General features: G+C 62.8%; 26 protein-coding genes. 21 read left to right on the top strand and 5 right to left on the bottom strand.

Annotation, left to right across the window (positions count from 1 at the left end; translation table 11 throughout):
* Positions 1–41: 41 nt before the first annotated feature.
* The 20 genes from HMPREF2943_RS06330 to HMPREF2943_RS06235 all read left to right on the top strand — a co-directional run bounded on the left by HMPREF2943_RS06330 (position 42) and on the right by HMPREF2943_RS06235 (position 19,238).
* On the top strand, positions 42–3,233 hold the full coding sequence (locus HMPREF2943_RS06330) for a translation initiation factor IF-2 N-terminal domain-containing protein (protein WP_070711115.1): 3,192 nt from the start codon (positions 42–44) through the stop codon (positions 3,231–3,233).
* Between the two features lie 200 nt (positions 3,234–3,433).
* The gene (gene rplU, locus HMPREF2943_RS06325; protein WP_070447835.1) at positions 3,434–3,739 is read left to right on the top strand and encodes a 50S ribosomal protein L21; all 306 of its coding nucleotides are present in this window, start codon (positions 3,434–3,436) and stop codon (positions 3,737–3,739) included.
* Between the two features lie 42 nt (positions 3,740–3,781).
* Positions 3,782–4,060: a 50S ribosomal protein L27 gene (gene rpmA, locus HMPREF2943_RS06320; protein WP_070447838.1), complete on the top strand. Its 279-nt coding sequence runs from the start codon at positions 3,782–3,784 to the stop codon at positions 4,058–4,060.
* Between the two features lie 160 nt (positions 4,061–4,220).
* A complete protein-coding gene (gene obgE, locus HMPREF2943_RS06315; protein ID WP_070447841.1) occupies positions 4,221–5,750 on the top strand; it encodes a GTPase ObgE in 1,530 nt (509 codons plus the stop codon).
* Between the two features lie 91 nt (positions 5,751–5,841).
* A complete protein-coding gene (gene proB / locus HMPREF2943_RS06310) occupies positions 5,842–7,002 on the top strand; it encodes a glutamate 5-kinase (RefSeq protein WP_246817283.1) in 1,161 nt (386 codons plus the stop codon).
* Positions 7,002–7,931, top strand: coding sequence for a D-isomer specific 2-hydroxyacid dehydrogenase family protein (locus HMPREF2943_RS06305; RefSeq protein ID WP_070447846.1), 930 nt, complete (start codon positions 7,002–7,004; stop codon positions 7,929–7,931). The genes proB and HMPREF2943_RS06305 overlap by 1 nt, the downstream gene beginning before the upstream one ends.
* A gap of 15 nt (positions 7,932–7,946) precedes the next feature.
* On the top strand, positions 7,947–8,852 hold the full coding sequence (locus tag HMPREF2943_RS06300; protein ID WP_070711113.1) for a D-isomer specific 2-hydroxyacid dehydrogenase family protein: 906 nt from the start codon (positions 7,947–7,949) through the stop codon (positions 8,850–8,852).
* The gene (locus HMPREF2943_RS06295) at positions 8,852–9,358 is read left to right on the top strand and encodes a DUF1707 SHOCT-like domain-containing protein (protein ID WP_070711112.1); all 507 of its coding nucleotides are present in this window, start codon (positions 8,852–8,854) and stop codon (positions 9,356–9,358) included. The genes HMPREF2943_RS06300 and HMPREF2943_RS06295 overlap by 1 nt, the downstream gene beginning before the upstream one ends.
* Before the next feature lie 74 nt (positions 9,359–9,432).
* Positions 9,433–10,701 (top strand): glutamate-5-semialdehyde dehydrogenase, encoded by a 1,269-nt coding sequence (locus HMPREF2943_RS06290; RefSeq protein ID WP_070711111.1) that lies wholly within the window; start codon positions 9,433–9,435, stop codon positions 10,699–10,701.
* 190 nt (positions 10,702–10,891) lie between these two features.
* The gene (locus tag HMPREF2943_RS06285) at positions 10,892–11,797 is read left to right on the top strand and encodes a cutinase family protein (protein ID WP_070711110.1); all 906 of its coding nucleotides are present in this window, start codon (positions 10,892–10,894) and stop codon (positions 11,795–11,797) included.
* 10 nt (positions 11,798–11,807) lie between these two features.
* Complete coding sequence (locus tag HMPREF2943_RS06280; RefSeq protein WP_070711109.1) at positions 11,808–12,665, top strand: cutinase family protein; 858 nt, start codon at positions 11,808–11,810, stop codon at positions 12,663–12,665.
* Positions 12,658–13,275 carry a nicotinate-nucleotide adenylyltransferase gene (nadD, locus tag HMPREF2943_RS06275; RefSeq protein ID WP_070711108.1) on the top strand — a complete coding sequence of 206 codons (618 nt, stop codon included), beginning with the start codon at positions 12,658–12,660 and terminating at the stop codon, positions 13,273–13,275. The genes HMPREF2943_RS06280 and nadD overlap by 8 nt, the downstream gene beginning before the upstream one ends.
* A gap of 96 nt (positions 13,276–13,371) precedes the next feature.
* A complete protein-coding gene (gene rsfS / locus HMPREF2943_RS06270; protein WP_070447864.1) occupies positions 13,372–13,839 on the top strand; it encodes a ribosome silencing factor in 468 nt (155 codons plus the stop codon).
* On the top strand, positions 13,836–14,534 hold the full coding sequence (locus HMPREF2943_RS06265) for a histidine phosphatase family protein (RefSeq protein WP_070447867.1): 699 nt from the start codon (positions 13,836–13,838) through the stop codon (positions 14,532–14,534). The genes rsfS and HMPREF2943_RS06265 overlap by 4 nt, the downstream gene beginning before the upstream one ends.
* The gene (locus HMPREF2943_RS06260; RefSeq protein ID WP_070711107.1) at positions 14,534–15,322 is read left to right on the top strand and encodes a DegV family protein; all 789 of its coding nucleotides are present in this window, start codon (positions 14,534–14,536) and stop codon (positions 15,320–15,322) included. Before HMPREF2943_RS06265 ends, HMPREF2943_RS06260 begins: the two co-directional genes overlap by 1 nt.
* 104 nt (positions 15,323–15,426) lie before the next feature.
* Entirely contained in the window at positions 15,427–16,029 is a 603-nt protein-coding gene (locus tag HMPREF2943_RS06255) for a ComEA family DNA-binding protein (RefSeq protein WP_070645338.1), read from the top strand.
* A complete protein-coding gene (locus HMPREF2943_RS06250) occupies positions 16,026–17,276 on the top strand; it encodes a ComEC/Rec2 family competence protein (RefSeq protein WP_070711106.1) in 1,251 nt (416 codons plus the stop codon). Before HMPREF2943_RS06255 ends, HMPREF2943_RS06250 begins: the two co-directional genes overlap by 4 nt.
* Positions 17,273–18,220 carry a DNA polymerase III subunit delta gene (holA, locus tag HMPREF2943_RS06245; protein ID WP_070645334.1) on the top strand — a complete coding sequence of 316 codons (948 nt, stop codon included), beginning with the start codon at positions 17,273–17,275 and terminating at the stop codon, positions 18,218–18,220. The genes HMPREF2943_RS06250 and holA overlap by 4 nt, the downstream gene beginning before the upstream one ends.
* A gap of 11 nt (positions 18,221–18,231) precedes the next feature.
* Positions 18,232–18,600, top strand: coding sequence for an ankyrin repeat domain-containing protein (locus tag HMPREF2943_RS06240; protein ID WP_046648995.1), 369 nt, complete (start codon positions 18,232–18,234; stop codon positions 18,598–18,600).
* Positions 18,597–19,238 carry a LysE family translocator gene (locus tag HMPREF2943_RS06235; RefSeq protein ID WP_070645332.1) on the top strand — a complete coding sequence of 214 codons (642 nt, stop codon included), beginning with the start codon at positions 18,597–18,599 and terminating at the stop codon, positions 19,236–19,238. The genes HMPREF2943_RS06240 and HMPREF2943_RS06235 overlap by 4 nt, the downstream gene beginning before the upstream one ends.
* On the opposite strand, the gene HMPREF2943_RS06230 is transcribed toward HMPREF2943_RS06235, so the two are convergent.
* The 4 genes from HMPREF2943_RS06230 to HMPREF2943_RS06215 all read right to left on the bottom strand — a co-directional run bounded on the left by HMPREF2943_RS06230 (position 19,235) and on the right by HMPREF2943_RS06215 (position 22,119).
* Entirely contained in the window at positions 19,235–20,413 is a 1,179-nt protein-coding gene (locus HMPREF2943_RS06230; protein ID WP_246817281.1) for a type II restriction enzyme, read from the bottom strand. The genes HMPREF2943_RS06235 and HMPREF2943_RS06230 overlap by 4 nt on opposite strands.
* A complete protein-coding gene (locus HMPREF2943_RS06225; protein WP_070711104.1) occupies positions 20,406–21,215 on the bottom strand; it encodes a DNA adenine methylase in 810 nt (269 codons plus the stop codon). Before HMPREF2943_RS06225 ends, HMPREF2943_RS06230 begins: the two co-directional genes overlap by 8 nt.
* A complete protein-coding gene (gene rpsT, locus HMPREF2943_RS06220) occupies positions 21,216–21,479 on the bottom strand; it encodes a 30S ribosomal protein S20 (RefSeq protein ID WP_070447890.1) in 264 nt (87 codons plus the stop codon).
* A gap of 118 nt (positions 21,480–21,597) precedes the next feature.
* A complete protein-coding gene (locus HMPREF2943_RS06215; RefSeq protein ID WP_070447893.1) occupies positions 21,598–22,119 on the bottom strand; it encodes a type II toxin-antitoxin system PemK/MazF family toxin in 522 nt (173 codons plus the stop codon).
* A gap of 18 nt (positions 22,120–22,137) precedes the next feature.
* On the opposite strand from HMPREF2943_RS06215, the gene lepA reads away from it, so the two are divergent.
* Positions 22,138–23,985: a translation elongation factor 4 gene (gene lepA / locus HMPREF2943_RS06210; protein WP_070447895.1), complete on the top strand. Its 1,848-nt coding sequence runs from the start codon at positions 22,138–22,140 to the stop codon at positions 23,983–23,985.
* Between the two features lie 246 nt (positions 23,986–24,231).
* Here the strand turns inward: lepA and HMPREF2943_RS06205 are convergent, their stop codons facing one another.
* On the bottom strand, positions 24,232–24,441 hold the full coding sequence (locus tag HMPREF2943_RS06205) for a hypothetical protein (RefSeq protein WP_070711103.1): 210 nt from the start codon (positions 24,439–24,441) through the stop codon (positions 24,232–24,234).
* Positions 24,442–24,745 lie beyond the last annotated feature (304 nt).

The following is a 24,745-nucleotide window of genomic DNA, read 5'->3' as shown; positions in this document are numbered from 1 at the left end:
CCTGCGCCCGGGGTGAGCAGACGTCAGGAGATTAGCCACTGATGGCATCCAAGAAGAAAACAGAAGAAGCACGTAGTGAATCGACGTTGGCCGCGGCGGTAGCGGGGATCGACCGCGAGGCGCTCGCACCCAAAACCCGCCTCTATGCCCTGGCTAAGCAGGTGGGCGTGGCCTCCAAGGAGCTGGTGGCTCAGTTCGCACATATGGGAATTAAGAAGTCCGCACAGTCTTCGCTGACACCGGAAGAGGTGGGCCAGCTTATCGACGCCCTCGTACCCGCAACCGAAGCCCCCGAGCAGGCCGCAACCGAGGACAACCAGGTCGCGGCCGAGGACGCCGACCAGCCGGAGGTTTCGGCAGAGGATAAGCCCACGAAGACCGTCAAGAAGAAGCGCGCCAAGCGCGCGGTCAAACGCGTGAGCAAGGCAGGCAAGAAGGCTGAGTCGAAGGAGCAGACACAGACAAAGGAACCCACACCGGAAGAGTCTGCTGCGCAACCGGACAGCGCGGGGGAGTCCCAGGAAGCCGCGCTGGCACAGGATGCTGAGCAGGCCGCGCAACCGGAGCAGCTGAGCGAGGAAGAGGAGAAGCTGCGCGAGCGCGTGCGTAAGAACGTTGATAACGAGATTTCGCAGATCGTCGACAAGGTCGATGCCGAAATGCTGCACGAGGCGCTCGCCGAGGCCGGTGAAAGCGACGAGGGGGACGACCTCACCCCACTGATTACCCCGATGGCTGAAGAAGACCCGGATGTGTACGACTTTGCGCCAGTCTTCATGGCGCCGAAGATCACGCCGCTGTCCAAGCGTCAGAAGCCAGAAGAGCACGAGGAGGAATCCGAGGAGGATGCAGCGCCGGTAAGCCAGCCGCGGGGTCGTCGGCGCGGCAGCCGCGGCACCTCCCGTGGCCGCGGGGCAGAAGGCCGTGGGTCCGCCCGTGAGGAAGTCGAGCACATCGAAGAACCGAAGGCGATTAAAGGCTCGACCCGCATCGAGGCACAGCGCCGTCGCCGCGCGGAGCTGCGGGAGAAAGGCCGGGAGCGCCAGCACATTGTCTCCCAAGCGGAGTTCCTGGCGCGCCGCGAATCGGTCGAGCGCACTATGGTGGTGCGCGATAAGCAGCGCACTGACGGCGCGGGCATCATCACGCAGGTGGGCGTGCTCGAAGACGACCTTTTGGTAGAGCACTTCGTCACGACCGAAACGCACCCATCCCAGATAGGCAATATCTACTTGGGCCGTGTGCAGAATGTCTTGCCTTCGATGGAGGCGGCCTTCGTGGATATCGGACAAGGCCGAAACGGCGTGCTGTATGCGGGCGACATCGACTGGCGTGCCTTGGGGATTGGTGGGCGCAGCCGCAAGGTAGAAAACGCGTTGAAGTCCGGTGATCAGGTGCTGGTCCAGGTGGCCAAGGACCCCATCGGTCATAAGGGCGCACGTTTGACCACCCAGATTTCCCTGGCCGGTCGCTTCCTGGTGTACGTGCCGGGCGGGCGCAGCGCGGGAATCTCCCGCAAGCTGCCGGCACCGGAGCGCAAGCGCCTCAAGGGAATCCTGGAGCGCGTCATTCCGGGAGATGGCGGCGCCATCATCCGCACGGCCGCGGAAAACGTGTCGGAGGGGGACATCGCTTCCGACGTCAACCGCCTGCACTCGCTGTGGGAGGACATCAGCGCCCGCGCCGCACACGAAAAGGCAACGAAGGGCGCCAAGCCCGTCACCCTGTATGAAGAGCCGGATCTGCTCATCAAGGTGGTGCGTGACCTCTTCAACGAGGACTTCAGCACCTTGGTGGTGGACGGTAAGCGTTCCTACAACACGGTCAGCGCCTACGTGGACTCGATGGCACACGACCTGGCCGATCGCGTCGTGCGCTATGACGCGCGCGAGCACGATGGCGAGGATGCTTTTAACGCCTACCGCATCGATGAGCAGCTGCAGAAGGCTCTGGGCCGCAAGGTGTGGCTGCCCTCGGGCGGCACGCTCGTCATCGATCGCACGGAGGCCATGACGGTCATTGACGTCAACACGGGCAAGTTCACCGGCTCCGGCGGCAACCTCGAGGAGACGGTGACGCGCAATAACCTTGAAGCAGCTGAGGAGATCGTGCGCCAGATGCGCCTGCGCGATATCGGCGGAATGATCGTCGTCGACTTCATCGATATGGTCCTGCCGGAAAACCAAGACCTCGTGCTGCGCCGACTCAAGGAAGCATTGGGCCGCGACCGCACCCGCCACCAGGTTTCCGAGGTCACCTCACTGGGCCTAGTACAGATGACGCGCAAGCGCGTGGGCACCGGCCTCATCGAGACGTTCTCCACGGAGTGTGAGGCCTGCCATGGCCGCGGAATTATCATCCACGACTACCCGGTTGATGAGGACACTGAGGAAGAAAACTCGAAGCCGCAGCGCCGGACTCGTAAGGAGCGTCGCGCACCGCAGCGCGATCCGAAGAAGCACCCGGCAGCCGTCCGCATGCACCGCCATGACGAAGACGCACCATCTGAGCACGAGGTTTCCCAAACTGATAGCGAAGAAGCGGCGCGCGACGAGGAATCCTCACTCGAAGAGCTCGTGGCTAGCGTGGTCGTTGTCGATGAGGACGACACGGATACGCCAGATAGTGCCTCCATTGGTTATGCCGTAGCGGAAAACCTGGAAGCGAAGCGTTCGAAGCCGAAGTCAAAGCAGAAGCGCTCGCGCAAGCCGCGCCGGGCAACGCGTACGTTCCGGGAACCGCAGCGCGCGGATACGAGCGAAGACTCGGCTTCTGTGCAGGAAGCCCAGGATAAGCACGCCGAAGCGGAAAAATCCTCCGCCCAGCGCTCAGAGCAGACCTACGAGGAGGCCGTCGCCGCCTTCGAGAACTCGCCGCGCCGCAAGCGCCGCACGCGCGGAAATTCCCGCTCGGATATTCGCCCGAAGCGCGAAGACTTCGTGCAGGAGGAGACACCGGCCAAGGAAGCCCAGCTGGCTACCTCCAAGAAGCAGGATAAGGCTGAGCGAAAGAACGCGGAGTCGGGCGAGACAACGAGCGTGCGCTCCACCCGTGGTCGCGGTCGTCGTCGGGTGGTGCGCAAGATGTCGCAGAGTCAGCCCACCCCGGCATCGAATGAACGCGGACAGGGAAGCGACGCTAAGGAGCGCGAGGCCTCCGTACGGACTACGGCGTCGACAAGAAGCAGGGGCGGGCGCGGGAGGCGTCGTGTAACACGGCGCAGGTCGCGCTAGAAAAGGCGTTTTGCCTTTTCGCCCCCTCACGGGGTAGTCTTTGACAGTCGCTGTTTAGACCATGAATGCGCTGGATGGGACGAACGCGGTTTTCGCGCGTCTCTCGCGGCTTATGATCTGAACGCAATTGTCCAATGTCCATTCGCTAGCGGCGCCACCCAGCTGCTAGCGAGCCGAGTTTAGATAAGGGGTAGCCCTCTATGTACGCGATCGTCAAGACCGGCGGAAAGCAGTACAAGGTTGCTGAAGGTGACCTCGTCAAGGTCGAGAAGATCGAGGGTGAGCCGGGTTCCTCCGTTGCTCTCACCCCGGTTCTGCTCGTCGATGGCGCAACCGTCAAGTCGAAGGCTGCAGACCTGGAGAAGGTCTCCGTCTCCGCTGAAATTGTCGAGCAGGGCAAGGGCCCGAAGATCGACATCCTCAAGTACAAGAACAAGACTGGTTACAAGCGTCGCATTGGTCACCGTCAGCCGGTGACCACGCTGAAGATTACCGGTATCAAGTAAGCCTTAACCGGCTGTAATTCATCCCTGAAGGAGGGAAACCACATGGCAACTAAGAAGGGTGCTTCCAGCTCCAGCAACGGTCGCGATTCCGAGTCCAAGCGTCTCGGTGTCAAGCGCTTCGGTGGTCAGCAGGTTAAGGCCGGCGAGATCATCGTGCGTCAGCGCGGCACCAAGTTCCACCCGGGTGAGAACGTTGGTCGCGGCGGCGACGATACCCTGTTCGCTCTCGCTGCAGGCTCTGTTGAGTTCGGTGTCAAGCGTGGCCGTCGTCTGGTCAACATTGTTCCGGCTGAAGAGGCTGCTGCAGAAGCAACTGCCTAAGAGCTTAATGGCTTAATCCCGAGCATCCGCTCGGGATTTTGTCGTTTTCACGCCAGCTGGTGCGGCCTAGCTGCGCGGAGGAAACTGAGAGGACACTAGCGTCGGGTTCACGCCGGTGGCCAACTAGGACGGCATGCAAGGAACCGTTAGACTAGCGGGCATGGCACGATTCATTGACCGAGTGGTCTTGCACCTACAGGCAGGCGACGGCGGACACGGCTGCGCCTCCGTCCACCGCGAAAAGTTCAAGCCGCTCGGCGGGCCCGATGGCGGCAACGGCGGCCACGGCGGAGACATCCTGCTGGAGGTCTCAACCCAAATCCACACACTGATGGACTTCCACTACCGCCCGCACATCAAGTCTGAGCGCGGCGGCAATGGTGCTGGCGATATGCGCAACGGTGCGCGCGGCAAGGATCTCATTCTCGAGGTACCGGCGGGCACCGTAGTTTACGCCGAGGACGGGGAGATGCTCGCGGACCTCACGGTCCCGGGAACCCGCTTCGTGGCCGCGGAGGGGGGATTCGGCGGACTCGGCAACGCCGCACTGGCCTCCGCAGCCCGCAAGGCTCCGGGCTTTGCGCTGCAGGGAGAACCGGGCGAGGCGCGCGATCTCATTCTGGAGCTGAAGTCCATGGCAGACGTCGGCCTCGTCGGATTCCCTTCCGCAGGCAAGTCATCGCTCATTTCGGTCCTTTCGGCCGCCAAGCCGAAGATCGGTGATTATCCTTTCACCACCCTCCAGCCCAACCTCGGCGTGGTGGATATGGGCCATGAGTCCTTCACCATGGCGGATGTTCCGGGCCTAATCCCCGGGGCCGCCGAGGGTAAAGGTTTGGGCCTCGACTTCTTGCGTCATATCGAGCGCACCGCGGTGCTCGCACACGTCGTGGACACCGCCTCCATTGAGCCGGGCCGCGATCCGCTCTCGGATATCGAGGCCCTCGAAACCGAGCTGGCCAAGTACCAAGAGCTGCTGGAGCAGGACACTGGCCTGGGTGATCTGCGCGAGCGCCCGCGCGTCATCATCCTCAACAAGGCTGACGTTCCTGAGGCCGAAGAGCTAGCTGAATTTGTCAAGGGCGACCTCGAGGAAAAGTACGGCTGGCCGGTCTTCATCATTTCCGCAGTCGCCCGGAAGGGGCTTGACCCACTCAAGTACAAGCTCATGGAGATGGTCAACGAGCACCGCAAGGCCCAGCCCAAGGTCGCTGCGGACAAGAACCACACCATCATTCAGCCCAAGTCCGTAGGCAAGAAAAAGAAGGGCCGGTTCGCCGACTTCACCGTCACCCCGGACCCCGAGGTGGAGGGCGGCTTCATTGTTGAGGGCGAGAAGATCGACCGCTGGATTCGCCAGACCGACTTCGAAAACGACGAGGCCGTGGGCTACCTCGCGGACCGCCTGGCCAAGGCTGGTGTTGAAGACGAGCTGCACCGCCAAGGCGCGCAGGAAGGCTGCCCGGTGACCATCGGGGATATCACCTTTGAGTACGAGCCCATGGCCGGTGGCCGTGCTACCGATGCTGGCCGCGGACAGGATGGCCGCCTCATGAGCACCGAGCGTGTCTCCGCTGCCGAGCGCAAGCGCGCCTCCCAGGCGCGCCGTGGTCTCGTCGACGAGTTTGACTATGGCACCGATGGGGCGGTCACGCGCGAGTCCGCAAACCGCGATCGCTGGCAGGGCTAGCCCGGTATACTGAGCCGGTATGTCATCCGAAAACGACAACCAGCTCGACTATCCGCTTCCCCTCGAACCCTTCGAGGGGCCAACCCCGGATATGGACTATCCGGAGACGACCACGCTGTCGGAAAAATCCAGCGGTTTCTCCTCACCCCTGCGTGAGGAGATCTCCAAAGCTAAGCGCATCGTCATTAAGATCGGCTCCTCGTCGCTCACCCGCGATGACTTTGTGACCTCGACCGAGAAGATCGACAAGATCGTCGATGCCGTGTGTGCCCGCATGAATGTCTCGGACATCATCATTGTCTCCTCCGGTGCGGTGGCCGCGGGCATGGGCCCGTTGGGTTTGACCACCCGCCCCACCGATTTGGCCACTAAGCAGGCTGCTGCCGCGGTGGGCCAGGTCCACCTCGCCTACGAGTGGGGCGTGTCCTTTGCCCGCTATAACCGCACCATCGGGCAGGTGCTGTTGACCGCGTCGGACGTCGGCAAGCGCGATCGCGCCCGCAACGCTCAGCGAACCATTGATCGCCTGCGCCAGATGCGCACGGTGCCGATCGTTAATGAGAATGACACCGTCGCGACGTCCGAGATGCATTTCGGCGATAACGACCGCCTGTCCGCGCTTGTGGCCAACTTGGTTGGCGCGGATGCCCTCTTCCTTTTCTCCGACGTGGACGGTCTCTACGACAAGAACCCCGCGGAGCCCGATGCCAAGTTCGTGGAGGAGGTGCGCACCGGTAAAGACCTTAAGGCGGTTGTTGCTGGTGACGGCGGCAAGGTGGGCACCGGCGGCATGGCCACGAAGGTCTCCGCGGCCCGCCTGGCCACCCGCGGCGGCATCCCGGTGCTGCTGACCTCGACGGACAATATTGGGCAGGCGCTTGACGACGCCTCCGTAGGCACCGTCTTCCACACCCGCGAGGAGCGCCGCCTGTCCGCATGGAAGTTCTGGGCACTTTACTGCGCGGATACCGGCGGCTCCCTGCGCCTCGACGAGGGCGCCATGGAGGCCGTGGTTCGCGGCGGAAACTCCCTGTTGGCCGTGGGCATCACGGATATCAAGGGTGAGTTCAGCGCCGGCGAGATCGTGGACATTATGGGCCCCAAGGGCCAGGTCATTGGCCGCGGTGAGGTGGGCTATGACTCCGTCACGCTGCGCAACCTGCTGGGCAAGCACACCGAGGAGCTGCCGGAGGATATGCGCCGCCCCGTTGTCCACGCTGATTACCTGTCCAACTTCGCGTCCCGAATTTAATGCGTTATTTCATGGGCCCCGATGTGTGGGCAGCAACCGTGGCAGATATCGATGCTGCCGGGCACGAGCGCGTTGAGAGTTTGGAGCAGGCGGAGGTCTTTGTGAACACCGCCTCGGATCCAGCGCAGACCCCGGAGATTCCGGAGAATATCCAGTGGGTGCAATACTGCTTCACCGGGGTCAACCGCCATATCGATGCCGGGCTCATCCGGCGCGATGGCCTGCCGTGGTGCAATTCCGCCGGCGCTTTTGCCAAGCCCGTGGCGGAATCCGCGCTGGGGTTGATGCTCTCCCAAGCGCACCACCACAAGGCTTTCGCCCTGGCAAAGTCGTGGTCGGTGGCGCGCGAGCTCGATGAATCCCAAGCCTGGCTCTATGACCAACAGGGGCCAACGCGCGTGCTCATCGTGGGTGCGGGAGGCATCGGCACGCAGCTCATGGCCTATCTCGCGCCCTTTGGCGCGCATATCACTGCGGTGAATCGCTCGGGTCGCCCGGTGGAGGGCGCTGACGTAACACTGCCTATCGAGCGCGTCGACGAAGCATGGGGCGAGGCGGATTTCGTGGTGAGTATCCTGCCGGCAACGGCCGCTACGGAAGCTCTCTTTGATGCCGCTGTGTTCCGCGCCATGAAGCCCTCGGCGGTGTTTATCAACGTCGGCCGCGGCAGCACCGTAGTCACTGATGATCTCGTGGACGCACTGCGCACGGGCGAAATTGCCGGCGCGGGCCTCGAGGTCATGGACCCGGAGCCGCTTCCGGATGGCCACCCGCTTTATGATTTGCCCAATGCCACGCTGACGCCGCACATGGCGGCCTCGGATCACGTGGCCCAGTACCACTTGGGTGCTATCTTCAATGCCAACGCTGCCGCGTGGGAGCGCGGCGAGGAAATGCCCACGCGCGTCGACCCGGACGCCGGATACTAACAAAGGAGGACGTTCATGAAGTACGCCATCGAACCTCACCCCTGGGAGGAAACCATCGAGGTGCTCGATGCCGCAGGGTTTGAGCGCGCTCCGCTTGATGAGGCCTCTTTCCTCATTTACACCGGCAACGGCGCTGATTTCCCGGATCCGCTGCCGGAGAACATTGGGTTTGTACAGATTCCCTCTGCAGGCGTGGATCACGTCTTGGATGCGATGAAGGGCACTTCGGTTCCGTGGTCGAATGCCGCCGGCGTCTATGACAACACGGTGGCAGAATCCACCATCGCGCTGCTGTTGGCGCAGCTGCATGCGCATCGCCGCGTTAATGGCACGTTTGATTCCTATGCAGAGATGGAAGCGCACACCTCCTACCTCTATGACGATAAGACGGTGGCCATTATTGGTGCCGGTGGCATTGGCAAGCGCCTGATTAGCATGCTCTCCGGTTTTGGGCCGCGCATCATCGCGGTCAACCGCTCCGGCAACCCGGTAGAGGGGGCGGAGGAGACCTACCCGATTTCTGAAGTGGACAAAGTCTGGCCGAAGGCGGATTACTTCGTTCTCATCGCGCCGCTGACCCCGGAGACCCGCCATATGGTGGATGCAGAAGCTTTCCAGCAGATGCCGGAGCATGCCGTGGTGGTCAACGTGGGCCGCGGCCCGCTCATCAAGACCGAGGACCTCGTTGCAGCACTCGAGGCAGGCGAGATCGCGGGTGCGGCACTCGACGTCACCGACCCTGAGCCGCTGCCGGAGGACCACCCGCTGTGGCAGGATAAGCGCGTGGTCATCACCCCGCACATTGCTAATACGCAGCGCTCCGTGCGCGAGAAGATCGGCGCGCATACTATCAAGGTGGCCGAGGCCTTCGCAGCGGGGGAGCGGCTGCCCACCCTGGTTGATCCGAAAGCTGGCTATTAATGGAGAATCCCGAAATCCGAGTCGGCGATGCCGAGCGTTCCGCGGCCTTGGAGCAGTTGAGCCAGCACTTCGTCAACGGCACGTTAGGCCCCGATGAATTTGAGCAGCGCACCGGCGAGGCTGCCGCGGCGCGCACGCGCGGAGACGTCGAAAAGCTCTTTGCGGACCTGCCAGAACTTTCCACCCCCAGCGCCACAACACCCGCACGCCGCCACGAGGCGGAGCTGGAGGACATGCTCGCCCGCGGACGCAAGGTGCAGATAGTGGATTCCGTCATCTGGTCGGTGGCGATGATCGCGCTCTTCCTGGGCCTCTTCGTCTTTGACTGGAGCTATTTCTGGATCTCTCCCGTCATTGCATTCTTCGCTTCCTGGGCTGCGCGCGGGGTGTTGAAGTTCAGCGAGTCGGATGAAGAGCTCTTCGATGAGCTCACCGAAGGGGAAGAGAAAAAGCGCGCCGAGCGCCTGCGTGCCGCAGCTGAGCGCCGCCGCGAGCTCGAGGCCTAACTAAAGGCCGATCCGCGCCTATAGCTGCACAAAATCCCTGACAAGCGGGCAGACCTTCCGTACGCTGGTATGGCATGAGCAACACCGAACGTGAAGAAGTTCTGTCCAAAGCCCGCGCCGCCAAGGCGGTGGCGCCACAGTTCGCGCAGCTGCCCACCCCGCGCAAGAATGAAATCCTCCACCGCGCCGCTGAGAATCTGATTGCGCACACCGAGGACATCCTTGCTGCCAACCAGCGCGATATTGAGGCCGGCCGCGACAACGGCATGTCCGAGTCCCTCATCGACCGCCTGTCGCTGGACGCCGCCCGCATCGAGGGCATTGCCGGCGGCTTGCGCCAAGTGGCCTCCCTCCAAGACCCGGTAGGGGAGATCCTGCAGGGCCGCACCATGGATAACGGAATCCAGATGAAGCAGGTCCGTGTGCCGCTCGGCGTGATGGGTATGGTCTATGAGGCCCGCCCGAACGTCACCGTCGATGCCTTCGGCTTGGCCCTGAAGTCCGGAAACGTGCCGCTGCTGCGCGGTTCCAAGTCCGCGAAGAACTCCAACGCCAAGCTCGTGGAGCTCCTCCAGGACACCCTCGTGGAGTTCGATCTGCCGCGCGAAGGCGTGCAGCTTCTGCCCTGTGAGACCCATGATTCCGTGCAGGATCTCATCACCGCCCGTGGTTTGGTGGACCTGGTCATCCCGCGCGGCGGCGCACGCCTTATTAACGCCGTGGTGGAAAACGCCACCGTCCCTGCCATTGAGACGGGCACCGGCAATTGCCACTTTTACGTCGACGCTTCGGCTGACCTGGACAAGGCCATCGACATGGTGGTCAACGGCAAGACCCGCCGCACGTCCGTCTGCAATGCCACGGAGGGCGTGCTGATCGACGCCGCGCTGGACGACGCCTCGAAGCTCCGCATCATCACCTCCCTCCAGGAAGCCGGGGTCACCATCCACGGTGATGTCAAGGAGCTCGAAGCCTTCGGAGTCAAGGACGCCGTGGAGGCCACCGACGAAGAATGGCGCGAGGAATTCCTGTCCATGGATATCTGCGCCAAGGTGGTCGACGGTGTCGATGGCGCCATCGCACACATTGCTGAGTACACCACCGGCCACACCGAAGCCATTGCGGCTCAGGACGCCGACGTGCTGCTGACTTTTGCCAATGAGGTAGATGCTGCAGCGGTCATGCTCAACGCCTCCACTGCTTTTACTGACGGTGAGGTCTACGGCATGGGCGCCGAGATCGGCATCTCTACCCAGAAGCTGCATGCGCGCGGCCCAATGGCTTTGCCGGAGCTGACGTCTACCAAGTGGGTGCTGCAGGGTACCGGCCAGACCCGCCCCTAGAACCAGCTCGAAAAGCTACTCGAAAGCTACTCGAAAAGAATTTTTCAAGTCTGACCTGCACAAAACACTTTACTCGAAAACTTTTCGAGTAGAGTGTTTCGCCTTGTGCAGGGTTCGTGCTGCGCGGCGAAGGAGGATTGGGTACTCTAAAGCGCGGTAATAGCAAAGAACTGATTGGTGCCTTCCTCTCATGCTGTCCCGCATTGCTTCCTCCGTCGCCGCCGCCGTCGTGGCCGCGGCCACTCTCATCGTCCCCCACACCATTTCTGCACCCGCCGCGCATGCCGACGAACAGTGCCCCGCCGTGGTGGTCGTCGCCGCGCGCGGCTCCGGCCAGAACGGCCAAATCTACCCCACGCAGTATTCCAACCAGGGTGGCCGAGCCTCCAATGGGTGGGAGGGCGAATCCATCCGCGCCATGCTGCAGGGCGCCGAGGTGCGCTACCAAGCCACTCACGGCGGCAACTCGCTGATGAAGGACGTCTATGTGCTGGGGCTGGAGCCGCAATACTACCCGGCGACGTACCCGGAATACTCTGTTCCGAACGCGTCGGTTCCGAACACCGCGGCTGACCTCGTGCGCTTGGCCACGCAGTACGCCAACCCGGTCATCAACACCGCGGTCTCTGCCATCAACCAGTTTATGTACTCCGTGCAGACCGGCAATCGTGGCGTGACCAGCGCGATCAACAGCTATGAAGCCGCCACGGGTTGCCACCCGCACTACATCCTGTCGGGCTACTCCCAGGGTGCTATGGTTCTGTCCAACCATGAGATGGAGCTGGCTCACCGCGGTCAGCTCGCAGGCGTCGTGACCTTTGGCAACCCGCTGACCCGCGCCGGGGATCCGGCCGTTGTCGGCGCGACCCAGGGCGCGGGCGGCCCGATGGGCCACTTCCCGCAGCTGCGTGCCAACGTCAGCCGCGTGGACTACTGTTTGCCGCTCGACGCCGTGTGCGATCTTTCCGCCAACACCCTTTACGCCGCGCAGCCCACCGGAGGCTCCCACGGCCAGTACTTCTTCACCAACCACCAGTGGGATACCCAGGTCTACGATTCCATTGGCCGAATGGTGGATGACGTTCGTTTCCGCTAAACAGGAAAGGGTGAAGTCTCTTTCCTTATCTCTTGCGATATCCACTGCTGTGCTTGGCATGGCAGCCTCGGTGATGAGTGCGCCCGCGGCCTCGGCGGGTGGCGTTGAAACCTGCCCTGAGACCGTGGTGCTTGTCGCGCGCGGTTCGGACCAGAACGAGGAACAAGGCGAATACGTGGGCCCGCAGCGCTACTCCGCGAAGGCTCCAGAATCCACCGGTTTTGAGGGCCGTAACTTCGCCGCTCTGTTCCACCAGGTAGAGCAGCGCCACTCGGGCGCCATGGATGGTGTGTATGTGCTAGCACTGGACTCAGAGGCTTACCCGGCCGCCATGAGCTTGCCGCCATTGGCGCAGGAAGGCGAGGACTTAGGCCCGCTGCAGCTGGTCCAGCGAGCGTTTGGGATTCTACAGCAGCACTCTCTTGGGGAGTTGGCTTATTCAGTGACATTCGGGGCCGTCGAGAGTCTGCGCACCGGTGCCCGCAATGCCCCGAAGGTGGTAGACAACTATGAGGCCACCACCGGTTGCCGCCCACAGTGGGTAGCTGCCGGCTACTCGCAAGGAGCGCTTGTTGCAACGAGCGTGGAGGGCCATTTGGCCGAAACCGGGCGCCTGCACGCCATGCTCACCTTCGGCAACCCGCTTCACCAGGTCCCGTGGGCTAAGAACCGCGCCGGGCTCCCAGGGAATCGCTTTGTCGATTACTGCCTAGACGGTGATTTCGTGTGCGACTTTTCCCTCGACGCCGCCAACCGCGCTTTAGCCACCAAAGCGGAGCGTCACGCCTCCTATTTCTTGGGGGAGCCTTCCGGGCAGGACGTGCAGGTCATTGATGCGGTGGCCGGTATACTCACCAGCCATGACTAGTCCACAACGCATCGGCATCATGGGTGGCACCTTCGACCCCATCCATAATGGTCACCTCGTCGCCGCCAGCGAGGTAGCCCACCGCTTCCGCCTCGACACGGTGGTCTTCGTGCCCACCGGCCAGCCCTGGCAAAAGGCCGATAAGCAGGTCACCGCCGCCGAGCACCGGTACCTGATGACCATGGTGGCCACCGCATCAAACCCGCGCTTTACCGTCTCCCGCGTAGACATTGACCGCGAGGGGCCCACGTACACCATCGATACGTTGCGTGATTTGCGCGGAATTTTCCCAGATGCCGAACTCTTCTTCATTACTGGTGCCGACTCGGTGGCGTCCATCATGAGTTGGCGCAACTGGGAAGAGATGCTGGAGATGGCCCATTTCGTTGGCGTTACTCGTCCCGGCTATGAGCTGCGCAAAGACATGCTGCCGGAGGATTCGCAGGATGACATCGAGCTGATTGAGATCCCCGCCATGGCCATTTCCTCCACCGATTGCCGCGCCCGCGCCCAGCAGGGCCAGCCGGTGTGGTACCTCGTACCCGATGGGGTAGTGCAATACATTGCCAAGAACCACCTTTATGGCCCGCACCCGGAAAAGCCCCTGTAGCCTCCGCGCGTCCTTGAGGGGGAATTCGACTAGGAAAATGAGCCTTGTCGTGTAAGACTAGAGTTCTTAAGAAAACGTAACTGTGTAGGGATTGTCATGTCGATTACTGATGAAGCACGCCAGATGGCGGAAACCGCCGCCTTGGCTGCGGATGAAAAGCTGGCCACCAACATCGCCGCTATTGACGTTTCCGACGTGCTGGCGATTACCGAGGTCTTCGTCTTGGCCTCCGCCGATACCGAGCGCCAGGTGGGGTCCATCGTGGAGGAAGTTGAAGACGAGCTGACCAAGAAGGGCTTTGAACCCAAGCGCCGCGAAGGCAATCGTGAGAACCGTTGGGTCCTGCTCGATTACGGCCCCATCGTGGTCCACGTCCAGCGCAACGATCAGCGCGAGTTCTACGGCCTAGACCGCCTGTACCACGACTGCCCGCTTCTCGACATCCCCGGTCTGGACACCCCGGAACGCCCCGGCGAGTGGTCTGATGAAGTCAACCCGCGCGATGTTGAATCGATCGATGAGATTCCCCTGGCCCAGCCAGAGCCGGAAGACGACGAATTATGACCCGCCGCCTCCTCCTCATCCGCCACGGCCAGACCACCTACAACGCCACCGGCCGGATGCAGGGGCACTTGGACACCGAGCTATCAGAGGTAGGCTACTCGCAGGCGCGCGCGGCTGCTGACCTGCTCGAGGGCAAAGACATCACCGCGATCCTCTCCTCGGATCTCATCCGTGCCCGCGACACCGCGGAGATCATCGCTCGTCAGTTGGGGCTTGAGGTGTCCGTCGATAAGCGCCTGCGCGAAACCCACCTGGGTGAGTGGCAGGGGATGACATCGGCTGAAGTGGACGAGCAGTTTCCCGGGGCACGTGCGCTGTGGCGCCACGACCCCACCTGGGCCCCGCCCCAGGGTGAGAGCCGCGTCGACGTGGCTAACCGCGCGCGCCCCGTTATTGATGAGCTCATGCAGAAACATCCGCAGTGGGATGAGGGTGCGGTGCTTGTCGTCGCGCACGGCGGTGCTATTTCCGCGCTGACCTGCCACCTTTTAGGCCTTGAGCACCACCAGTATGGAATCCTCTCCGGGTTGAAGAATACCCACTGGTCGCAGCTGACCGCGCGGCCCGAATTCGATGCCGCTCGTCCGCTGTCCCCGCTGCAATTCACCCCGGAGAACGTCGCCCGCGCCCAGTGGTACTTCGACGGGTGGAACATGGGCGGTGCCGTCGTTGGTGGTGCAGGGGCGGACGTCTAGTGATTCGCGTCGTCACCGATTCTGCCGCAGGGCTGCCGGCGGAGATCGTCGAGGAGCTCGGCATCTGCGTCGTCGACTTGCACGTCATGGAAAGCCACGGCAAGGACGGCGCGGAGCTGTCCACCTCGGGTCTGACTGCCCTCGAATTGGCCGCTTTATACGGCCGTCAGATGGAGCGCTCCGGCGATGACGGGGTGCTGGCCATTCACCTCTCGAAGGAGCTGTCCTCGACGTGGTCGGCGGCGGTGACTGCCTCCGGCGTTTTCCCCGATACCGTGCGTGTTATCGATTCCGGTACCGCCGGCATGGCGATGGGCGCGGCTGCGATGGCGGCGGCCAAGCTTGCCCAGGAAGGCGCTTCACTCGACGAGTGCTATGCCGCAGCCATCAATACCCTTGAGCGCGGGCACACCTGGGTCTATCTCAACTCAACGGAGGAGCTTCGCCGTTCCGGGCGCATGTCTGCGGCCACGGCGATGCTGTCCACCGCGCTGCTCGCCACCAAACCCATCATGGCCATCCAAGGCGGCAAGCTGGAGATGGTGGGCAAGACCCGCACCCAAACTAAGGCCTTTACCAAGCTCGTGGACCTGGTGGCCTCCCGCGCGGAGGGCAATCCGGCGTTCATCGCGGTGCAGTACAACGAGGATAAGGTTTCGGCCCGCCGGCTGGAGGACTTGCTGCGCTTGGCGCTGCCGGATTCTTCCTTCATGCTGGTGCCGCTTACCGACGTCCTCTCCGTCCACGTCGGCCCCGGGGCCATCGGCGTCTCCGCGGTCTTTAGCTGACGGCGGAGCCGAGCTAAAGACGTTGTTGATGCCTTCAACAAGTTATCCACAGGCTGCGGCTTAAGCCCTCGACGGGGGTGAGGGCGCTGCGTAGCGTCGCGGGCATGAATGCCATTGCTGATCGCCTCCGTGACCTCACCCGCCCAACCGGCGAAGAAGAACTGCTCAACGTCGATTTCCCGCGCGTGCGCGTGCCACCCTGGCTGGCGCTTGTCGCGGCGGGCGTGGCCGGCGTTGCGCTCCTGGCCTGGCTGGGGATGAGCCGTAGTGCGGAGAACCCCTATGAGGTGGCCGCGCCGAGCAGCGAGGTAGCGGCCGATATCGTGGTCTCTGTCGTGGGGGAGGTAGAGCAGCCGGGGCTGGTGACCCTGGCGCCGGGTGCGCGCATCAACGACGCCCTCGAGGTGGCGCGCCCGCGCGTGCCCACCGATAACCTCAACCTGGCGCAGAAGCTTAACGACGGCGAACAGATCACCGTCGGTGGCCCACCCAACGCCCCAGAAACCGCGGAGGAGGGCCTGGTGTCGCTTAACTCCGCCAGCGAGGAGGAGCTGACGGAGCTGCCCGGCATAGGGCCGGCCACGGCCGCCGCGATCATCGCGCATCGCGAGGAGGTCGGCAGTTTCACCACCGTGGAGCAGCTCATGGATGTCTCCGGCATTGGTCCGGCGAAGTTTGCGCAGCTGAAGGATAAAGTCCGTCCGTGAGGGAACTGCGGCTCGTGCCTGCCGCGGTGGTGGCGTGGTTGGCCACGCTCTCAGTGCTTTTCGGCCACCCGTGGCTGTTGTGCGGGCTCGTGCTTTTCGCTTTCGCGCGCGGTCAGTGGCGCGGGCAGGGCATTTTATGTGCGGCGAGCGGAGTCATCTTCGCCGCCCTGGCTTATGTGCGCTCGGTGCGCGCCGCGGGCTTTCACTTCGGCTCGGAGGTGACGGGAAAGCTTGCCGCCGATCCGGTTCAGACGGCATCCGGGTGGATGGTGCGCCTGCGCGTGCCGGGCTACCCGGCGCAGCTGCCGGTCTTCCTCAAAGAAAAACCGGAGGCCTTCGGCGGCTCGCTGGTGACGGTGCACGGCCACCCCGGCCCCTCGGATCAGGTTGGCGTGGGTACAACCGTCTTTAGCGGCGAGCTCACCGCGCACGCCCATAGCTGGACGGCAGCGGTGGCAGAAAACTTCCGCGCCGTGTGCGATAACGGCCTCATCCCCGGCATGGTGCTGGGCGATACCAGCCTGCAAAGCCCCGAGGACAAGCAGCTCTACATCGATACCGGACTATCGCATTTGAGCGCCGTGTCCGGATCCAACGTTGCCATCGTGTGTACCGCGGCCGCGTTGGTGGTGTCGGGGCAGCGGGTGCGGGTGGGGGCGTCGGCAAGCGCGTTGGCGTTATTCGTAGCGCTGGTGGGGTGGGAGCCCTCCGTCCAACGCGCCACCGTTGCCGGGCTGGCGGGTCTAGTAGCGGTGCTGAACTCTTCGAGGATGGAACCGCTGCACGCGCTGTCCCTCGGGGTGCTCTTCCTACTGGCGGCGGATAGCGACCTAGCCGTCAGCTTCGGCTTCGCGCTTTCCGTGGCGGCCACCGCCGGCATCGTGGTGCTCAGCCCCCTGTTGCTACGGGTGCTGGGGACTGGCATCGTTGCGCGAGCCTTCGCTGTGGCCATTGCCGCGGATATCGTGACCATGCCGCTCATCGCGTTGATGACCGGGCGGGTCTCGGTGGTTTCTGTGATTGCTAACGTGCTGGTGGCGCCTGTCGTGCCGGTCATCACCGTCGTGGGGCTCATCGCCGCCGCGCTCGCGCAGGTGGGGCTGGGCAGGCCGCTTGTTATCCTTATCGAACCGCTGGCGGATTGGATCCACCTCGTCGCCTCCTCCATGCCGGTGACCACCGTGGCGGCGGGGCCCGTTGCGATGCTCCTTCTCTGTGGGTGGGTCATTGCGGCGTTGCTAAGATGACAGGCATGTCTTCAGCCCCCGTGCACCTCATTCTCGGCGATGATGAATTCCTGGCCGAGCGCGCCCGCCTGAGTATCCAACACGGCGAGGTAACCAAGCTCAAGGCCTCCGAGGTGAGCGAAGGCGAAATCCTGGAAGCGACCAGTCCGTCGTTGTTCGGGGAAGACCGCGTCATCGTCATCAGTGACGTGGAGAGGGCCGGCAAGGAGGTCACGAAGATCCTTCTCGATGCCTGCGCCAACCCCATGCCTGGTATCACGCTCATCCTGATGTACTCGGTGACGGCGAAGACGCTGAAGAAAAAGAAGAAGCCGCCGGAGCTCATCGCGGCGCTGCGCAAGACGGCCGAGGTGCATGAGGTCTTCTCCCTCTACCCGAACGAGCTCGCGCAGTGGGCTACCCGTGAGTTCGCCTCGCATGGGGTGCGCCCCACCCCGGATGTGGTGCAGGCGCTTCTCGACGGCGTCGGCTCCGACCTACGCGAACTCGCCTCCGCCATCTCCCAGTTGGTCTTCGATACGGGGGGCAAGGTAACCCGCGAGGCGGTGCACGCGTATTACGTGGGCGTGGCTGAGGTAGCCAACTGGGATATTGCGGATGCTGCTGTGGCTGGCCGCGTGGAGGCGGCGGTCTCCACGTGCCGCCGGGCGCTGCAGTTGGGGGCGAGCCCTGTGGCCATCGCCTCTGCTCTGGCCAACAAGGTGGGCAACATCGCGCGCCTCTACTCCGCGCGCGGGGATCAGTACTCGCTGGCCTCCCAGACCGGGATGGCGCCCTATGCGGTGAAGCTCACGCAGCCCGTGGCGCGGCGCTGGTCGGGGGAGAATATCACCAAGGCCGTCATCCTCATGGCGGAGCTGGATGCTGCGGTCAAGGGACAAGGCGGTGATGAAGATTTCGCCATCGAGGCGGCCGTTAAACGAGTGGCGGAGCTGGCGCGCTAGACTAACCCTCCATGGATGATATCCAGAACTTTGCCACCAAGCTTTTCGACTTTGCCCGTAACGGCGATGCCACGCTGCTCGAGTACATCAAGCAAGGCGTCAACGTCGACATGGTGAACCAGGACGGGCAGTCCTTCATCATGCTTGCCGCCTATCATGGCCATGCGGAGCTGGTACGCCAGCTCGCTGCGGCGGGGGCCGACGTCAACCTCCTCAACGATCGCGGCCAGTCGCCACTGGCCGGGGCGATTTTTAAGAAGGAGGATGCGGTGATCGACGCGCTTCTCGACGCCGGCGCCGACCCCTCCGCCGGCCAGCCCAACGCCCTCGACTCGGCTCGCATGTTCGGCCGTGAGGACCTACTCGAGCGCCTGTCATGAGCTGGTCCGCGTTTGCGGCCATCCTCCTGATGAACCTCGTCGGTGCGGCAGCACCCGGCCCCGACATCGTCCTGGTGACGCGCTATGCTACGCGCTCGCGCCGCCACGCCATCGCGGCAGCAACCGGCATCCAGGTGGGCGTGCTGTTCTGGTGCACGCTGACCGTGTTCGGCGCGGCCGCCCTGCTCACCGCCTTCCCCGGCGTCCTCTCCCTGATTCAGGTGATTGGCGGTTGCTTCCTCGTCTTCATGGGCGTGCTCTCCATCCGTTCCGGGCTGGAGCTGCGCAAGCAACCGCCGGTGGATGAGGAAGAGGCGGCCGCTCGCTTGGGCTCGGTGGGCAAGGTCTTCCGCACGGGTTTGGCCACCAACCTGTCCAACCCGAAGATCGTGCTCTTCCTCGCCGCTATGGTCGCCCCGTTGTTGCCGCCGCACCCGCCGGTGTGGGTATCGGTGGCGCTGGTGCTGAGTTTGTCGTTGTCGAGCTACCTGCTCTTCGTCTTCCTCTCGACGGTCATTTCTACCCGCGCGATTCGCCGCCGTCTGTTGGCCGCCGGACCGTGGATCGATATCGGTTCCGGCGCCTTCTTCGTCGTGGCTGGCTGCGCCCTGGTGTGGGCCGGCATCCAGGCCGCCTAGGCCTGGTTGAGGAGCTCCGCCAGCCACTGCGACCACGCCGCGACCGTGCCGGAGCGGCGGCGCAGGGTCGTATCGTTGAGTCCCAGATTGGCCGCGCGCATGAAGACCATTGCCTCTTCTTTATTCACCGCTCGGCGGGTAGTCACGACGTGCTGCACCATGTCCCGGAGCACCGGCCGGGAGGCCAGAGCCTCGATGAGGGTGAGGTTGCGTTCATCGCGCGTGCCGCTGAGTTTGCTTAGGCCTAAGTAGCGGGCGGCGTTGGTGTAATAATCCGCCTGGCGCGGGGTAAAACCAAATTCCTCGGGCATCTTCGCTTTGTCCACTGGGTTCTCCAGCAGGCTGATGACCCTTGCAAAGGAGTCCGCCTGCGGGAAAGGAACGCGCGTGCCCTCGACCTGCGTGCGCGCCAGCACCGCGCGCACCGTCGCCTCAGTTACGCCAGACTCGCCCAAAACATAGCGCGCCGCGCTGACCAGCTCGATGCTGCGGAAGTCCTCCGGCTGCCTAAACGCGTAGCGGTAGAAGTGGAAGATACCGTTGGAATAGACCACGTAGACCGGCACTACTTCCTTCTCCAAGGCCAGCGAGAAGCGCCGGAAAGGGAAGTAGAGCTGGCGGATGTTGAAGTCGGGGGAGAGGTGGTTCTTCGCCTCCACGAGCACGAGGTGCTCGGCGGACTCGAAGCCGGCATCAATCTCCATCTGGGCGCGGTCCACCACCACGTCGCGCCCGCCGATACGCATGGGCAGAGTGAGCGTCGACATGCGCCCGCTGACCGTCGGCACCAGCTCACCGCCCAGGAAATCATCGAGCATGCCGCTTAAGCTCGCCGCGGTGAGTGCGGCGGCCTCCGAGGTCAGGTTCTCGAAGTCAATGGACTTAATGTGGCGGGGAACCGGCATTGACTTCAGCGGCCCGGCTTGCTCCGGGAAAGGCTGGTACAGGTCAAAGCGGCCAATGAGATAGGCATCGCGGCGAATTGGCAGCATGGATAACCCGTGCTCTCGAAAGACCTCGGGGCGCGCTGCCGAAAAGTCATGCTTGGCCATCAACCGTGGCTCGCGGCCCGATAGCTCCTTAATCTTCGCGGCGGGCAATATCGCGAAACCCTGGTCCGCGATGTCGGCGGCGATGTGAGGGTAGACGAGGTCCCAAGCGGCGTCGTTAAGCATAATTGCGCACGAGCACCTCATCGACCTTGCCGCGCTTCGAGGCCACGGAATTGACCGCGCGCGTGGCACCCACAATGTCGATGCGGTAGTCCGCGTACAACTCCTTGATGAAGTCCGTCGACGAATTCGACAGCAGGAACTTCACCCCGCGGGCGTTGAGGTCGTCGCAGGTTTCCTTCAGCCGAATCTGGTCCGCGCGGCCAAAACCACCCGACTGGTAGCCGGTGAAATTGCTCGTGGGGTTGACCGGATCATAGGGCGGATCGAAATAAACGAAATCCCCCTCGTTGGCCTCCACCGCAGCGTAGTCGCCGTTATAAAACGTCACGTCGTGGGTGGACAAGTACTCCGAGACTGCGCGCAGATTGGGTTCATCGCAAATCTTCGGGTTGGCATAGCGGCCAAACGGGGCATTGAACTGGCCGGCGTTATTCACCCGGTAAAGCCCGTTGTAGCAGGTCTTATTCAAATAAATCGTGCGGGCAGCCCGTTCGACAGGGCTTAAGTGCGCAAAACCCGGCTCACGGTCGCGGGCGCGCATCTCGTAGAAGAAATCCGAATCATTCGGATAGCCCTTTAACAGGGCGATGAGCTCGTCCACGTTATCGCGGACCACCTCGTAGACGGTGATGAGCTCGGTGTTCAGGTCATTAACCCGGGCGCGCTCGGGCGCCAAAGAAAAAAGGACCGCTCCGCCGCCCAAGAAAGGCTCGACATAAGTGTCGAAGCTCTCGGGCAGCACGGAGTGGATAACGGGCAGCAGTTGACGCTTTCCCCCGACCCACTTCAGGAGCGGTTTCATTTAGGCCATCTTGTTGAAGGCGGTGGCCATGCCGGACTTCTTGTTAGCCGCGGTGTTGCGGTGGAAGACGCCCTTAGACACGGACTTGTCCAGTGCGCGGGAGGCAACGCGCAGCTGCTTCTCGGCTGCAGCCTTGTCGCCAGCGGCGACGGCCTCACGGAACTTGCGGATCTCGGTACGCACGGCGGAGCGTACGGACTTGTTGCGCTGACGAGCCTTCTCGTTAGTCAGGATGCGCTTCTGCTTGGACTTGATGTTTGCCATCGTTATACCTCTTAGAGTCGTAGGAATGTGCAACCGAGGAAGGCGGACCCAAGGTCCTGACCGCCAGCGTGCCCCGGCATCCCAAAAAATTTAGCAGGGCGCGGGCCGAATCCCCAAATCAGGCCCAGTGATAACGCGAGCGTAGCCGGTTGGCAATGCGTTCGAAGCGGCGTTCCGGGAAGAGTGTGCCTTGCCGGCGGCATTGTTCCTCGGAGATTTCCAGCACGCGGTCCATCCGCACCCAGCACTGCCGGCCGGATTCGTCCCATTCGCCGGTGCCGATATCGAGCCATTCCTCCTTGTTGGCGTGGCCCGGGTTGGAGGAGATGAGCAGGCCCAGCACGGTGGTGCGCGTGCGCGAGACAATCAGCACGGCGCGCTCGCGCGGCGGGGATTGCTTGCCATCCGAGGGCGCCCATACCCACACGACTTCCCCGGAGTCTGCCTGCCCGTCCATGTCGGGGGTGAAGAAGACGCTGCGCGGGTGGGCGTCAGCGCACTCGACGCGAATGTCGGCGGCTTTGCGGGGTTCCGTCACGGAATCATTCTGGTTTAGTCCTAGGCCTTCGGTGATGCGCTCGAGACCGACGTCGACAGGCTCAGGGCCTCCGATACCGAGAATGCGTGCCAACCTAGACATGTCGTCTATTCTAAACACATGTCTACAAACTTCGCGGCCACTACGTTTACGGATCCGTCCAAGATCCGAAACTTTTGCATTATCGCCCACATCGACCACGGCAAGTCGACGCTGGCTGATCGCATCCTGCAGTTGTCGCAGGTGGTGGAGGAGCGCGACATGCGCGACCAATACCTCGACAACATGGATATCGAGCGTGAGCGCGGCATCACCATTAAGGCGCAGAACGTGCGCCTGCCCTGGATTCCTCAATCTGGTGCCATGAAGGGGGAGGAGATCGTCATGCAGATGATCGACACTCCCGGCCACGTGGACTTTACCTACGAGGTCTCCCGCGCGCTCGAAGCCTGTGAGGGCGCCATCCTGCTTGTCGACGCCGCCCAAGGCATCGAAGCCCAAACCCTGGCCAACCTCTACCTGGCCATGGAAAATGACCTGGAGATCATCCCGGTCCTCAACAAGATTGACCTGCCGGCAGCCGATCCGGAGAAGTACGCCCTGGAGATTGCCCACATCATCGGCTGTGAGCCGGAAGAGGTGTTGCGCGTTTCCGGCAAGACCGGCGAGGGCGTGCCGGAGCTGCTGGATAAGGTGGCGGAGCTTATCCCGGCACCGACGTCCGAGTTCGGCGAGGATGCCCCGGCCCGCGCGATGGTCTTCGACTCCGTTTACGACACCTACCGTGGCGTGGTGACCTATATCCGCATGATGGACGGCAAGCTGACCCCGCGCCAGAAGGTCACCATGATGGCCACGGGTACCAACCATGAGCTGCTGGAGGTGGGCATTGTCAGCCCGACCATGCAGAAGTGTAAGGGGCTGGGCCCGGGTGAGGTGGGCTACCTGATTACTGGCGTGAAGAACGTGCGTGAGACCAAGGTGGGTGACACGATTACGTGGGCGTCGAATGGCGCGAGCGAGCCGCTCAAGGGCTATGCCGATCCGAACCCTATGGTCTACTCCGGCCTGTTCCCCATCTCCCAGGCAGACTTCCCGGACCTGCGTGATGCGCTGGAGAAACTGCAGCTTAACGACGCCTCCCTCACCTTCGAGCCCGAGACCTCCGTCGCCCTAGGCTTCGGCTTCCGCTGCGGGTTCTTGGGCCTGCTGCACATGGAAATCACGCGCGACCGTCTGGAGCGCGAGTTTGGCTTGGACTTGATTTCCACGGCACCGTCGGTGACCTACCGCGTGGTGGCGGAGGATGGCGAGGAGTCCATGGTGCACAATCCGTCGGACTGGCCCAGTGGCAAGCTGCGTGAGGTCTACGAGCCGATTGTGAAGATGACTATCATCGTGCCGGAGGAGTTTGTGGGCCCGACGATGGAGCTGTGTCAGTCCAAGCGCGGCCAGATGGGCGGCATGGACTACCTGTCTGAGGACCGCGTGGAGCTGCGCTACACCATGCCGCTGGGTGAAATCATCTTCGACTTCTTCGACATGTTGAAGTCCCGTACCAAGGGCTACGCTTCCCTCAACTACGAGGAGGCTGGCGAGCAGCTGGCGGACCTGGTGAAGGTGGATATCCTGCTTAACGGTGATCCGGTGGATGCCTTCTCTGCGATTGTGCACCGCGATTCCGCGCAGTGGTACGGCAATAAGATGACGAAGAAGCTCAAGGAGCTCATCCCACGCCAGCAATTCGAGGTGCCCGTCCAGGCGGCGATTGGTTCGAAGATCATCGCGCGTGAAAATATCCGAGCGATGCGCAAGGACGTGTTGGCCAAGTGCTACGGCGGCGATATTTCCCGTAAGCGCAAGCTGCTGGAGAAGCAGAAGGCCGGTAAGAAGCGCATGAAGTCCATCGGCTCCGTGTCCGTGCCGCAGGAGGCCTTCGTCGCGGCGCTGTCCACGGACGCTGAATAAGGAAGCCGTCGCCCACAGCATGGCATCGGGCCTGCAAAAGCCATCAGCGTGGTCACGGCCGGCACTGGTTGCACTGACGGCGCAGGCCCCACGCCCACGCGCTGGCGGAAGTTCACCCCCCGCTCCGGCTCACCCACGTCGAGGGCGGGATTGGTCCGCATGAGCTTGCATGATCTAGCTCTGTGGAAGGCAGAGCCCAACAGGCACTCAGCTCTGCGTATTGCCTAGTTTGGTGCTCCGGCTGGGTTACTCGGCGTTGAATGAGTAGCTGCCGGTGAGCTGGTTGTGGATTGTCACCGAGTAGCTCTGGCCGTTGGCGTTGGCACCTTCCACAAGCATGTCGAGCTCTTGGGCGTTGTAATAGCGGCTCAGACCCACGTACAGGATGAGCAGGAGGAAACCGCCCACGACTGCAATAGTGGTGACAATCTTCCACGAACTTACTGGGTTGGTCACGAATAGCCCTTTCCTGGGTAAGAGTCTTTCCTGCAGGTACAAACACGATAACAAGCGGGACAGTGCGTCTTGTCCCTTAACGGGCTGTGGGTGCACCTACAGCATGGGGCCAGTGGGCGGGAGGCAACTGGTGTTCATCGAGATCCCCGTCAACCATCTTCCAGTCTTCGGGTGCGCTGTCCCTGGGAGCGCCGAGGCCCCGTCAGTCTGGCTTTGGTTGGCGCGTCTCATCCTTTAAGGGCTTAAACCCGGTCTTACTGTCACTGCCGTTGCATCTGGGTGGCGGGTTTCTCCTTTAAGGGCT

The organism is Corynebacterium sp. HMSC072D12 (assembly GCF_001813925.1).
Classification (GTDB): Bacteria; Actinomycetota; Actinomycetes; order Mycobacteriales; family Mycobacteriaceae; genus Corynebacterium; species Corynebacterium aurimucosum.
The sequence above is the reverse complement of the archived record's forward strand: the minus strand, read 5'-3'. Positions and strand labels throughout refer to the sequence as shown.